The sequence below is a fragment of the Streptomyces sp. NPDC051180 genome (genome assembly GCF_040689545.1).
Taxonomy (GTDB): Bacteria; Actinomycetota; Actinomycetes; order Streptomycetales; family Streptomycetaceae; genus Streptomyces.
This window is the reverse complement of sequence record NZ_JBFBBC010000034.1, coordinates 1-12,031: the sequence shown is the minus strand read 5'-3', so window position 1 is coordinate 12,031 and position 12,031 is coordinate 1. Positions and strand designations below refer to the sequence as shown.

Sequence of the window (12,031 nt, the reverse complement as noted above, 5' to 3'; positions counted from 1 at the left end):
GCAGACGCCCACGCCGACGCCGTCGTACAGGGCACCGCAGACCGCGAGACCGGGCTGGGTCGCCACGGAGTCGCGGATGCGCTGCACCCGCTCCACGTGGAGGGGGAGGGCTCCCGGGCCCTCTCCCGTTCCCGCCGTTACGCTCCAGATATGAGCAAGCCCCGTTCCCTCGCACTGCCGCCCCGCACCCGCGCCCGACGCCTGGTCACCGCCCGCGGCGACTTCGCCGTACTGGACGCGGCTCCGGCGGGCGGCCGGCGGGGGACGGTGCTCCTCCTGCCGGGGTACACCGGCAGCAAGGAGGACTTCCTGGCCCTGCTCGGACCGCTGGGCGAGGCCGGATACCGGGCCGTGGCGGTGGACGGGCGCGGGCAGCACGAGTCGCCGGGACCGCGCGGCCGGCGGGCGTACCGGCGCAGGGAGCTCGCGCTCGACGCGGTGGCGCAGGCGGCAGCCCTCGGCGACGGCCCCGTGCACCTGGTCGGCCACTCGTTCGGCGGCCTGGTGGCCCGGGCCGCGGCCGCGCTCGCCCCGGGCGCCTTCCGCTCCCTGACCCTGCTCTCCTCCGGCCCGGGCCCGGTCGCCCGGCCGCAGCGGATCCGGGTGCGGGTGCTGCGCGGCGCCCTCGCGCTGCTCCCGAAGGAGCGCGTGTGGCAGGCGATGTGCCTCCTGGACAGCCGCGGCGAGGAACCGGGCGCCGCGGACCCGCCGGAGCTCACCGCCTTCCTGCGGCGGCGCTGGATGCGGACCCGTATCGCCCAACTGGCCGGGGCCGGACGGCTCCTGCTGGACGGCCGGGACGGAACGGCCGAGCTGTCCGCGCTGCGGATGCCGCTGCACATCGCCTACGGGGCGGACGAGGCCGTCTGGTCCCCGGCCGACCTGTCGGCGGCCGCGGCCCTCACCGGCGCGCACCACACGGTGGTGGCGGGCGCCGGCCACTCCCCCAACGTGTCGCATCCCGAGGAGCTGGCCGAGCGGCTCGCCGCCTTCTGGGAGCGTGCGGACTCCCCCGCGGGCGACGGCGCGGCGACCGAGGTCAGAACTGCGCCTTGAGGTGCTGCCAGAAGCCGTCCCGCAGGGAGCGCCGGAGCGAGGCGTGCCCCCGCAGGGAGCGGCTGAGGAGCCGCTCGGCCTCGACGAGCAGGTCCTGGTCGACCGGCCCGGGCAGGTAGGGGGCGCTCGGCAGCAGCTCGGCGAGGCGGTCCCGGCCGCGTTCGGCGAGCCAGGTCGCGGCGATCTGGGCGCCGACGAACCGGACCTCCTCGCGGGAGGGCGGCGGCTCGCCCTCGTTCTCGTACGTGGTGACGGGGCGGCGGGTGACGTACGGGCGGCAGAAGTCCAGCTCGAAGGTGCGCTGGCTGTCGATCTCCCAGAGGAGCGCCTCGGCCTGGTTGCGTCCCTCGGCGGCCTCGATGCCCCAGAGGTGGACGCGGGCGCCGTAACCCTGGGCGGCCTCGACGGCGGAGACGAGGTCCTCGTCGCCGCCGACGAGGGCCGCGTCGCTGATGGCGCGGTGGCGGGCGAGGGACTCCAGGTCCGTGCGGATGAGGGAGTCGACGCCCTTCTGCTGGTTGTTGGCGTTGAGGTTGCCGAGGCGGACCTTCACGTCGGGCAGTTCGGCGATGGCCTGCTGCTCGGGCGTGTGGATGCGGCGTCGGGCCCCGTCGTACCAGTAGACGCGGAGCAGCCTGCTGTCCGCGAAGATCGTGCGGGCCTTGTCGATGAGCGCCTCGATGAGGCCCTCCGCGTCGAGGTCGAAGGAGCGCCGGTCCTCGGTGCCCGCCACAAGCAACCCGGCCGCAGCATGGACGTAACCCGCGTCGACGAAGATGGCGTGGGTGGAGGGGGTCTTGGCTACCTCGGCCAGCATCCGCTGGAGGAGCTCGTTGGTGCGCTCCAGGCGCGCGTCGAGTGCGCGCAGGCGGGCGTCGGTCTCGGTCACCTGAGTGGTCTCTGCGTCGTTCATACGGGGCTCATTGTCCGCCCGTGGGGACGTGGTCGCCACACCCCCCTACCCGTCAGTAGTTAGACACTCGAAAATTTTCTTTAGCGTAAGGAATGTTTGCAGGGTGCACCTCGTTGTACCCCTGTGTAACGCAGTTCTCCATCAGGAGGATCAACTCAGACGAAGGGAGAAGCCTGTGCGCTTCGAAATCCTGCGACTCGACGACATCGACGGCACGCCCGTCGACCGGACCGTCGTGGACGCCGCCTCCGTCAACCGGATCGTGCAGCAGGCCGCAGCGATCGGCCAGCGCATCTGGATCCGCCCCGCCGAGACCGCGGCCTCGTAACAGGTCGGGTCCACCCCACGCACCGCGCCCCCGCACGGACTTCGCGACAGCGGAATCCGTACGGGGGCGCAGTGGTGTCCGGAGCGGCCCGCCCCGGCCGGCGCGGGCCGCGGCTCAGGCGTTCTGGATCACCTGGGTGACGCCGTTGATGATCTGCTGCACGGCGATCGCGGAGAGCATCATGCCGGCGAGCCGGGTGACCAGGACGACGCCGCCGTCCTTGATGACCCGGATGATCACCAGCGAGTACCGCATGGTCAGCCAGAGCACGACGTGCATGGCGGCGATCGCGGTCCAGACGGAGACCTGCGAGGCGACGCCGTCGGCGTTCTGCACGGCCAGGATGACCGAGACGATCGCGCCGGGCCCGGCGAGCAGCGGCATGCCGAGCGGTACGAGGGCGACGTTCACGTCCTTGGTCTGCTTCGGCTCGTCGGTCTTGCCGGTGAGCAGGTCCAGCGCGATGAGCAGCAGCAGGAGACCGCCCGCGATCATCAGCGCGGGGACGGAGACGTGCAGGTAGTCCAGGATCTGCTGGCCCAGCAGACCGAAGACGGTGATGACGCCGAAGGCCACCGCGACGGCCTGCCAGGCCATCCGGCGCTGCACCTTGGCCGGACGGCCGGAGGTGAGGGCGAGGAAGATCGGGGTGATCCCGGGGGGATCCATGATGACGAAGAGGGTCAGGAACAGCGAGCCGAAGACGGCGGCGTCGAACACGTGGGGTGCCTTGCGGGAGAGGTCGAACAGTGGGGTGTGATCCCTGGCCCCGAAATGCGGAACACATGGTTCCGCAAGCAGGGCGGGGAGGAGGCCGCCCGCGCACGGATCGGAGCCGTGACGGGGGGCGGACCAGGGACGGGAAGGCGCTCGGACAGGCGGGGACGGGCCTCGGCCCCGCACCGGACACGGAGCGGTGGCCGGCCGGGAAAATCCCCGACGGGGCCGGTCGGGACCCGGGGGCGGTCACGGCGCACGGAGGCCCTCCGGGATCGCTCCCGGAGGCCGGCGCCCTGGGCCCGGGCGCCGAGCGCGCCCTAGGCGGCGGATCCTCCCGCGCCGGGGACCGGGAAGGCCCCCGCCGCACGGCGGGTGATCTCGCCGTAGATCTCGGGGTCGGTGGTGTACTCGCCGAGGCGGCAGGTCTTGCGGCTGCCGTGGTAGTCGCTGGAGCCCGTGGTCAGCAGCCCGAGCTCCTTCGCGAGCCCGCGCAGCCGCGCCCGCGTCGCCTCGTCGTGGTCCATGTGGTCGACCTCGATGCCGTCGAGTCCGGCCTCCGCGAGCCGGGCTATCGACGCCTCCGGCAGCACCTGGCCGCGCTTGACGGCGAGCGGGTGCGCGAAGACGGTGACCCCGCCGGCCGCCTTGACCAGGCGGATCGCGTCCACCGGGTCCAGCTCGTGCTTCCCGACGTGCGCACGGCCGCCGTCGGCGAGCCACGCGGGCGTGAAGGCCCCCGACACGTCCGGTACGACCCCGAGCTCGACGAGCGCCTCGGCGACGTGCGGGCGGCCCACCGAGCCGTCGCCGGCGATCCGGGCGACCTGCTCCCAGGTGACGGGCACGCCGAGTTCCTGGAGCTTGGCGACCATGGCGCGGGCGCGCGGCACCCGGTCGTCCCGGACGAGCTCGCGCTCGGCGAGAAGCGCCGGCTCCGCCGGGTCGAAGAGGTAGGCCAGCATGTGCAGGCTGATCCCGTCGATCCGGCACGACAGCTCGGCGCCGGTCACCAGGGTCAGGCCCTCGGGCAGCGCCGCGATCGCCTCGGCATGGCCGCGGGTGGTGTCGTGGTCCGTCAGGGCGACGACGTCGAGCCCGGCCGCGGCCGCGTTCCGTACGAGCTCCGCCGGCGAATCCGTACCGTCCGAGGCCGTGGAGTGGGTGTGCAGATCGATGCGCACGACGCGGTACTCCGGGGGCTCGGCACGGACGAGGGACGCTCCAGCATAACGGGCGAATCGAACACGCCCGTACGGAACGTCACACCCTCCGGGCCGCCCCTTCCGCGGGTCTCGATGCCCCCCGGGCGAAATCCGGAGCAGACGTGCCTAGGGGCCGAGGAGCCGGGGGGTCAGAGCGCCGCAGGGCAGGAGTTCGACCTCGGCTCCGGCGTCGCGCAGGTCGGTGAGGACCAGCTCGTCGTACATGAGGAGGCCGGACTGCTCGGGCCAGACGATCGCCCACAGCCAGAGTCCGCGCGCCTCGCCGGCGAAGACCGCGCGGTCCTGCGGGGCGCCGTTGACGTGCCAGAGCGGGGTGGGGCGGCCGGCGGCGAGCACCTTCGTCTGGGGCGGCTTGTCGATGGCCATGCCGGCCCCGGGGTCGGGTCCGTCGATGCCGGCGTACCGGGCGCCGAGACCGACGCCGAGCTCCTCGGCGACCAGGAGCAGCTCGCCGATCCCGCCGAGCGGCCCGGGACCGGAGCACGCGACGGCCGTCGCGCGGCCGCCGCTGCGGTCGTCGCCCGCGTACGCGACCCCGGTGAAGAGCCAGCCGACGGGCAGGGGCCACGGCATCCACACCGGTACGTGGGAGCGGTGCACGACGACACCGAGCGCCTCGACGCTGGGGGGGATCACGGGCTGGAGCGGGTGCACCGAGCCGTGCACGTCACACTGCCAGGAGTCGGCGAAGAGTCCGGGCGCCCTGACCCGGCCACCGCACTTCGGACAACTGGGTTCGCCCCTCATAGGGCTCAACGGTCCTAGCTCTTCCGCCCCGCGTCAAGGACGTCCACGGACGATCACCCGTCCGGCCCGGGACGATCACTCCGGGTGGGCGGGGCGCCTCTGCTCCCGCGGGCGCGCGCCCGCGGGAGGGTCCGTTCCGTCAGTCCAGCTCCACCGACCGGCGCAGCGGATCGCGCAGGTCCGTCCCGCGGGCGAGCCAGCGCTCCTCCAGGGCCTTCGCCCCGTGGACCCGCTTCCAGGCGGCCTCGTTGGAGGTCATGGGGAGCAGGGGCAGGAAGCGGACGGGGTCCATCGGCTCGTCGAGCTCCAGGTCCTCCACCAGGCCGCCGGACTCGGCGACCAGGACCGACCCGAAGGGCGCGCCGGGCCAGAGCGGGTCGCCGACGTCCAGCGAGGCGCCCGGGGCCACGATCACCCCCTCGACCTGCGGGGTGGCGGCGAGGACGGCGAGCGGACGCAGCACCTTGTCGGTGTCGGCGAGTCCGGCCCGGACGGTGAGGACGAGCTCCGCGCGCGGGCCCTTCACCGGGTCGGCGAGCGCGGAGGTCGGATCGGCCATCGGCTGCGCGGACATCCCGAGGGTCGCGTACCGCACGAGGTCGCCGTCGACGAAGCGCAGCACCTCGATCCGGTCCGTGCCGAGGAAGGTCACCGCGGCCCGCGCGTCCGGTTCGCCGAGCGCCGTCCGCAGCCGGGCCTCGACCAGTGCAAGAACTTCTCCCATGCGGGGAGCATAGATCGCGTATGGAACGGGCAAAGTAAGGGATTGACCCTCTGTCGGCTGATAGTGTTGGCCACTGGTCGGGATTCCCGACTGCTCGTCACACGTCATCCCCGACAGGGGACCGGCCGGAGGAGGTGGGACTGCGATGGACCGAAGTCGATCGGGCAGTACCAGCCGCTCTTCCGCCGCTCCGCACCCCCGCCCGGTGCGCTTCCTCCGGTGACGTCCGGGTCCTGCAAGGACCCGCCCCTCCGGCATCTCGCTCGACGGAAGAGCAACTCGCCTTTCCCTGTCTGTAGCGACCGCCGTCACCGCGCCCCTCCGGTGCCGCCCGCTTTGTGGACGACGTACCTCCCCGTCCCCATTCCGGGCTGTGCCACGTCTCGCGCCGACGGCCGATCCGTGAAGGAGCACGCCCATGTCCATGATCCGTGACCTCACCGCCGCCGTCCGCCCGAGCCTGCGGCACAGCCTGCGCAAGACCCCCACCACGTACACCTCGTACGACCCCACCCGCGACCACTCGGCCTCCAGCGCCGTCGTGGACTGCGCCGTCTACCGCGACGGGCGCCGGATCGACGACCGCGAGTGCCTCACCCCGCGCGGCGCGATGCGCCAGGTACGGGAGAGCGGCGGCTTCGCGTGGATCGGACTCCACGAGCCGACGGAAGCCGAATTCGCCGGAATCGCGGCCGAGTTCGGGCTCCATCCGCTGGCCGTCGAGGACGCCGTCCACGCCCACCAGCGGCCCAAGCTGGAGCGGTACGACGACACCCTCTTCACCGTCTTCAAGACCATCCACTACGTGGAGCACGCCGCACTCACCGCGACCAGCGAGGTCGTCGAGACCGGCGAGGTCATGTGCTTCACCGGCCCCGACTTCGTCATCACCGTCCGGCACGGCGGCCAGGGCTCCCTGCGCAACCTCCGCCACCGCCTCCAGGGCGAGCCGGAGCTCCTCGCCAAGGGCCCCTCGGCCGTGCTGCACGCCATCGCCGACCACGTCGTCGACGGCTACATCGCGGTCGCCGACGCCGTCGAGCTGGACATCGACCAGCTGGAGATCGACGTCTTCTCGCCCGCCGCGAAGGGCGCCGGCCGCGGCGCCGACACCGGCCGGATCTACCAGCTGAAGCGCGAGGTACTGGAGTTCAAGCGGGCCGTCACCCCGCTGCTGCGCCCCATGCAGCTGCTCAGCGAGCGGCCGATGCGGCTGGTCGACCCCGACATCCAGAAGTACTTCCGGGACGTCGCCGACCACCTCGCGCGCGTGCAGGAGCAGGTCGTCGGCTTCGACGAGCTGCTCAACTCGATCCTCCAGGCCAACCTGGCGCAGGCGACCGTCGCGCAGAACGAGGACATGCGCAAGATCACCTCGTGGGCGGCGATCGTCGCCGTCCCCACGGCGGTCTGCGGCGTCTACGGCATGAACTTCGACCACATGCCCGAGCTGCACTGGCGGTACGGCTACCCCATGGTGCTCACCGGCATCATCGCGGTCTGCTTCACCATCCACCGCACCCTCAAGCGCAACGGCTGGCTGTAGATAGGCTGCGGCCATGACCGACACGCTGCTCACCGGCGCCCTCGTCGAGGAGGCCACCAAGAAGTCCGGCCTCGTCTGGGTGCGCGGCACCGGCCCCGCCCGCGCCCTCTGGCACGTCTGGCACGACGGCGCCGCGCACGTCGTCGGCGACGGCCCCGGCGAGCAGCCGCTCCCGGGCCTGCCCGACGGCGGCACGGCCGAGGTGACCGTCCGCAGCAAGGACAAGGGCGGGCGGCTCGTCGCCTGGACCGCCGCCGTCCGCGAGCTCGCCCCCGGCTCGCAGGAGTGGGACGCGGCGGTCGCCGAGCTGAAGGGCAAGCGGCTCAACGCCCCGGACGGCGAGGCGATGACGGCCCGCTGGGCCCGCGAGTGCCGCGTGCTGCGTCTGGACCCGCGGGACTCGACCACCGAGCTGCCGGACGGCTCCCTGGCCGCCGTCCCGCTGCCGTCGGAGGCCGTCACCCGCCGCCCGGTGCCGGCCGCGCTGCCCAGGCTGCTGTTCGGCCGCGGGAAGAAGCGCCGGGACACCCGCTAGGTTCGGGGCAGCTGCTTGCCGTAGTCGAGGGTCTCCTCCTTGGAGGGCTCGGCGAGCGGGAAGTCCTTGTTCCACTCGGAGAGGACCACGACGCCCGCTCCGCCGCCGCGGGCGAACTGCAGGGGGTACGGGGAGCCTTCGAGGGCCACGTCGAGGGTGCCGCCCTCGCCGTCGGCGCCGCCCTTGACCTTGACCGTGCGGATCCCGCCGATCTGGTCGCGGTCGCCCTTCACCGGCTCGCCGTGCAGACCGATCAGCCCGTCGAGGAGCAGCCCCATGTCGGTGAAGCCGCGCAGCTGCTTGTACGAGGGGTCCCCCTGCGGGACCTTCACGTACATGTCGTCGAGCTTGTCGGCGGCCTCGGTGTCGGCCTCCGTGGGCGCGTGGGTCGCCTTGTCGTCGTGGGACCAGAAGCCCGCGTCGGCCTTCATGTAGAGGGCGTCGCCCACGCGCAGCAGCTCGAACGTGCTGTTCTTCGTCGTCACCGAGCCGGTGGCGCCGTCCTGCTTGAGGCGCATGTTCAGCTTGAAGGTGTCGCCCTTGCTGACCAGCGTGCCGGAGAGCCGTACCGCCTTCGCCGTGTCGGCCGCGGTCTGCGCCTTCTGCTCGATCTCGGGCGCGGCGAGCCTGCCGACCCCGTTCGTCCCCTCGTCCGGGTCGGCCGCGCAGGCCGTGAGCCCCACCGTCAGTCCGGCGCAGAGCGCCAGGGGCGCGACGGCCCTGCGGATACGCGACGACGGGGTGCGGACGGCCATCTGCGCTGCCTCTCGGTTCGTGGGGGCGACGGGACCTGGCCCGTACGGGATGCCGGCGCGGCCGCGTTCCCGGCCGGGCGGAAGGGCCGGGTCCGGTGCGGGGGCCGCTGGGGGGGGGACGGCAGTCCGCAGCGTACCCGGGCCGGGTGGCGGACCCCGCAGGCAGCCGTACGGAGGCGCTGCCGGGGCGGCGCGGAACGCCACGGGCTAGCCTGAACCCGGCAGAGCTCCGCCATCACCGGCAGAGCCGTCCGACGACTCGCATCGTGCAGCACCGAGGAGGCGCGTGGCATGGCGGCAGGCGCCCCCCGGATCTTCGTCTCGCACCTCGCGGGCGTACCGGTCTTCGACCCCGTCGGCGACCAGGTGGGACGCGTCAGCGACCTGGTGGCCATGCTCCGGGTGGGCCGGCGGCCGCCCCGGCTGCTCGGCCTGGTCGTGGAGGTGCTCAGCCGGCGCCGGGTCTTCGTCCCGATGACCCGGGTCACCGGCGTCCAGTCCGGCCAGGTCATCACCACCGGCGTCGTGAACATGCGCCGGTTCGAGCGGCGCCCCACCGAGCGGCTGGTCCTCGGCGAGCTCCTCGACCGGCGCGTCCGGCTGGTGGAGGACGACGAGGAGGTCACCGTCCTCGACGTCGCGATCCAGCAGCTGCCGGCCCGGCGTGACTGGGAGATCGACAAGGTCTTCGTCCGCAAGGGGAAGGGCGGGGTGCTGAGCCGCAAGGGCGAGACGCTGACCGTGGAGTGGTCGGCCGTCACCGGCTTCTCCCTGGAGGAGGACGGTCAGGGCGCCGAGAGCCTGGTCGCCACTTTCGAGAAGCTGCGCCCCGCCGACCTCGCCAACGCCCTGCACCACCTCTCCCCCAAGCGGCGCGCGGAGGTGGCAGCGGCCCTCGACGACGACCGGCTGGCCGACGTCCTCGAGGAGCTGCCGGAGGACGACCAGGTCGAGATCATCGGCAAGCTGAAGGAGGAGCGCGCCGCCGACGTCCTGGAGGCGATGGACCCGGACGACGCCGCCGACCTGCTGTCGGAGCTCCCGGAGGAGGACCAGGAGCGGCTGCTGACCCTGATGCAGCCGGACGACGCGGCCGACGTGCGGCGCCTGCTGGCGTACGAGGAGCGCACCGCGGGCGGTCTGATGACGACCGAGCCGATCGTGCTGCGTCCGGACGCCACCGTGGCGGACGCGCTGGCCCGGGTGCGGCAGCAGGACCTCTCCCCCGCGCTCGCCGCGCAGGTGTACGTGTGCCGGCCGCCGGACGAGACGCCGACCGGCAAGTACCTGGGCACGGTGCACTTCCAGCGGCTGCTGCGCGACCCGCCGTTCACGCTGGTGAGCTCGCTCGTGGACAGCGACCTGCCGCCGCTCGGGCCGGACACCCCGCTGCCGGCCGTCACCAGCTACCTGGCCGCGTACAACATGGTGGCGGCGCCGGTGGTGGACGAGAGCGGCTCGCTGCTGGGCGCGGTGACCGTCGACGACGTGCTCGACCACCTGCTGCCGGAGGACTGGCGGGAGACCGAGTTCCACGAGGAGGGGATCCCGCATGGCGGCTGAGCGCACACAGGACCGGGAGCGGGAGCGCGAGCGGGCGGTCCCCCGCATCCGGCTCGACCTGCCGCGGGAGCGGCGGGCCAGGCTGCTGCCGGAGTACGACCCGGAGGCGTTCGGCCGGCTCTCGGAGCGGATCGCCCGGTTCCTGGGGACGGGGCGGTTCCTGGTCTGGATGACGCTGACGGTCGTCGTCTGGATCGGGTGGAACATCTTCGCGCCGCCGCCGCTGCGGTTCGACGAGTACCCGTTCATCTTCCTGACCCTCGCACTCTCGCTACAGGCTTCCTACGCGGCGCCGCTGATCCTGCTCGCGCAGAACCGGCAGGACGACCGGGACCGGGTCAATCTCGAACAGGACCGGAAGCAGAACGAGCGGTCGATCGCGGACACCGAGTACCTGACGCGGGAGATCGCTGCGCTGCGGATGGGCCTGGGTGAGGTCGCGACGCGCGACTGGATCCGCTCCGAGCTGCAGGACCTGATCAAGGAGCTGGAGGAGCGGCGGGATCTATTCCCGTCCGGCGACGGCCGGGGAAGTGACGTACCCGACCGTTGACAGCTCTTTCATGGGCCGGTGGTCGGCGCCGTACCATCGTCGGTATGGCTACGGAAGACGCGGTGCTCGCAGCACTGGCGACGGTGAACGACCCTGAGATCAACAAGCCGATCACTGAGCTCGGCATGGTCAAGTCGGTGGAGATCGAACCGGACGGCAGGGTCGCCGTCACGGTCTACCTGACGGTCTCCGGCTGCCCGATGCGCGACACCATCACGCAGCGCGTGACCGAGGCCGTCTCCGGGGTCGAGGGTGTCACCGGCGTCGAGGTCTCGCTCGACGTGATGAGCGACGAACAGCGCAAGGAGCTGGCCGCGGCGCTGCGCGGCACGGGCGCCGAGCGCGAGGTGCCGTTCGCGAAGCCCGGCTCGCTGACCCGGGTGTACGCGGTGGCCTCCGGCAAGGGCGGTGTCGGCAAGTCGTCCGTCACCGTGAACCTGGCCGCCGCGATGGCCGCCGACGGTCTGAAGGTCGGTGTCGTCGACGCCGACATCTACGGCCACAGCGTGCCGCGGATGCTGGGCGTCGACGGGCGTCCCACCCAGGTCGAGAACATGATCATGCCGCCGTCCGCGAACGGCGTGAAGGTCATCTCCATCGGGATGTTCACCCCGGGCAACGCCCCCGTCGTGTGGCGCGGCCCGATGCTGCACCGGGCGCTCCAGCAGTTCCTCGCCGACGTGTACTGGGGCGACCTGGACGTCCTGCTGCTCGACCTGCCGCCGGGCACCGGCGACATCGCGATCTCCGTCGCGCAGCTCGTGCCGAACGCGGAGATCCTCGTCGTCACCACCCCGCAGCAGGCCGCCGCCGAGGTCGCCGAGCGGGCCGGCTCGATCGCCGTCCAGACCCACCAGAAGATCGTGGGCGTCGTCGAGAACATGGCGGGCCTGCCCTGCCCGCACTGCGACGAGATGGTCGACGTCTTCGGCACCGGCGGCGGCCAGAAGGTCGCCGACGGTCTGACGCAGACCACGGGTGCGACGGTGCCGGTCCTCGGCTCGATCCCGATCGACGTCCGGCTCCGCGAGGGCGGCGACGACGGCAGGCCGGTCGTCCTGTCCGACCCGGACTCCCCGGCGGGCGCCGCCCTGCGCGCCATCGCCGGCAAGCTGGGCGGCCGTCAGCGCGGCCTCTCGGGCATGAGCCTGGGCATCACGCCCCGCAACAAGTTCTAGGCACGGTACGGTCGCATGAGGAAGGTTCCAGCCCCTCGTCTCCCCGGGATCATCGAAGGAGTTCACATGCGGCGTGGCATAGCGGCCACCGCGCTGGTCGCGGCCCACCATCACGTGCACCGACGGCATGGTGGTGAAGTCGCAGCTGACCAGCCCCGTCGCCGTGCTGGGCCTTCTCGGCGACGGGGCT

At 72.6% G+C, this 12,031-nt stretch carries 13 protein-coding genes; 7 read left to right on the top strand and 6 right to left on the bottom strand.

Annotated elements, in window-relative coordinates; all coding sequences use genetic code 11:
• Window positions 1-150 precede the first annotated feature (150 nt).
• Window positions 151-1,056, top strand: a complete 906-nt coding sequence (locus tag AB0424_RS30765) for an alpha/beta hydrolase (protein WP_366310183.1) — start codon at window positions 151-153, stop codon at window positions 1,054-1,056.
• Here the strand turns inward: AB0424_RS30765 and AB0424_RS30760 are convergent.
• Window positions 1,040-1,969 (bottom strand): NYN domain-containing protein, encoded by a 930-nt coding sequence (locus AB0424_RS30760; RefSeq protein WP_366310181.1) that lies wholly within the window; start codon window positions 1,967-1,969, stop codon window positions 1,040-1,042. The two genes, AB0424_RS30765 and AB0424_RS30760, sit on opposite strands and share 17 nt — an antisense overlap.
• A gap of 175 nt (window positions 1,970-2,144) precedes the next feature.
• On the opposite strand from AB0424_RS30760, the gene AB0424_RS30755 reads away from it, so the two are divergent.
• Window positions 2,145-2,297, top strand: a complete 153-nt coding sequence (locus AB0424_RS30755) for a hypothetical protein (protein ID WP_366310179.1) — start codon at window positions 2,145-2,147, stop codon at window positions 2,295-2,297.
• Window positions 2,298-2,411: 114 nt separating this feature from the next.
• Here AB0424_RS30755 and AB0424_RS30750 read toward each other — a convergent pair whose 3' ends face one another.
• The 4 genes from AB0424_RS30750 to AB0424_RS30735 form a co-directional block, all read right to left on the bottom strand.
• Entirely contained in the window at window positions 2,412-3,017 is a 606-nt protein-coding gene (locus tag AB0424_RS30750; RefSeq protein WP_366310177.1) for a MarC family protein, read from the bottom strand.
• Window positions 3,018-3,334: 317 nt separating this feature from the next.
• A complete protein-coding gene (locus tag AB0424_RS30745; protein WP_366310175.1) occupies window positions 3,335-4,198 on the bottom strand; it encodes a PHP domain-containing protein in 864 nt (287 codons plus the stop codon).
• 147 nt (window positions 4,199-4,345) lie between these two features.
• Window positions 4,346-4,987, bottom strand: coding sequence for a DUF6758 family protein (locus tag AB0424_RS30740; RefSeq protein ID WP_366310173.1), 642 nt, complete (start codon window positions 4,985-4,987; stop codon window positions 4,346-4,348).
• A gap of 139 nt (window positions 4,988-5,126) precedes the next feature.
• A complete protein-coding gene (locus AB0424_RS30735) occupies window positions 5,127-5,711 on the bottom strand; it encodes a suppressor of fused domain protein (protein ID WP_366310171.1) in 585 nt (194 codons plus the stop codon).
• Window positions 5,712-6,129: 418 nt separating this feature from the next.
• On the opposite strand from AB0424_RS30735, the gene AB0424_RS30730 reads away from it, so the two are divergent.
• The gene (locus AB0424_RS30730; protein ID WP_366310169.1) at window positions 6,130-7,257 is read left to right on the top strand and encodes a magnesium and cobalt transport protein CorA; all 1,128 of its coding nucleotides are present in this window, start codon (window positions 6,130-6,132) and stop codon (window positions 7,255-7,257) included.
• A 13-nt stretch (window positions 7,258-7,270) separates the two neighbouring features.
• Window positions 7,271-7,792 (top strand): hypothetical protein, encoded by a 522-nt coding sequence (locus AB0424_RS30725; protein ID WP_366310167.1) that lies wholly within the window; start codon window positions 7,271-7,273, stop codon window positions 7,790-7,792.
• On the opposite strand, the gene AB0424_RS30720 is transcribed toward AB0424_RS30725, so the two are convergent.
• A complete protein-coding gene (locus AB0424_RS30720; RefSeq protein ID WP_366310165.1) occupies window positions 7,789-8,547 on the bottom strand; it encodes a hypothetical protein in 759 nt (252 codons plus the stop codon). The genes AB0424_RS30725 and AB0424_RS30720 overlap by 4 nt on opposite strands.
• A 291-nt stretch (window positions 8,548-8,838) precedes the next feature.
• Between AB0424_RS30720 and AB0424_RS30715 the strand changes: the two genes are divergently transcribed.
• From AB0424_RS30715 to AB0424_RS30705, 3 genes are read left to right on the top strand one after another with little or no spacing between them, the layout of a single operon-like run.
• Window positions 8,839-10,110: a CBS domain-containing protein gene (locus tag AB0424_RS30715; RefSeq protein WP_366310163.1), complete on the top strand. Its 1,272-nt coding sequence runs from the start codon at window positions 8,839-8,841 to the stop codon at window positions 10,108-10,110.
• Window positions 10,100-10,663, top strand: coding sequence for a DUF1003 domain-containing protein (locus AB0424_RS30710; protein ID WP_366310161.1), 564 nt, complete (start codon window positions 10,100-10,102; stop codon window positions 10,661-10,663). The genes AB0424_RS30715 and AB0424_RS30710 overlap by 11 nt, the downstream gene beginning before the upstream one ends.
• 44 nt (window positions 10,664-10,707) lie before the next feature.
• Complete coding sequence (locus AB0424_RS30705; RefSeq protein ID WP_366310159.1) at window positions 10,708-11,841, top strand: Mrp/NBP35 family ATP-binding protein; 1,134 nt, start codon at window positions 10,708-10,710, stop codon at window positions 11,839-11,841.
• The last annotated feature ends 190 nt before the right edge of the window (window positions 11,842-12,031 follow it).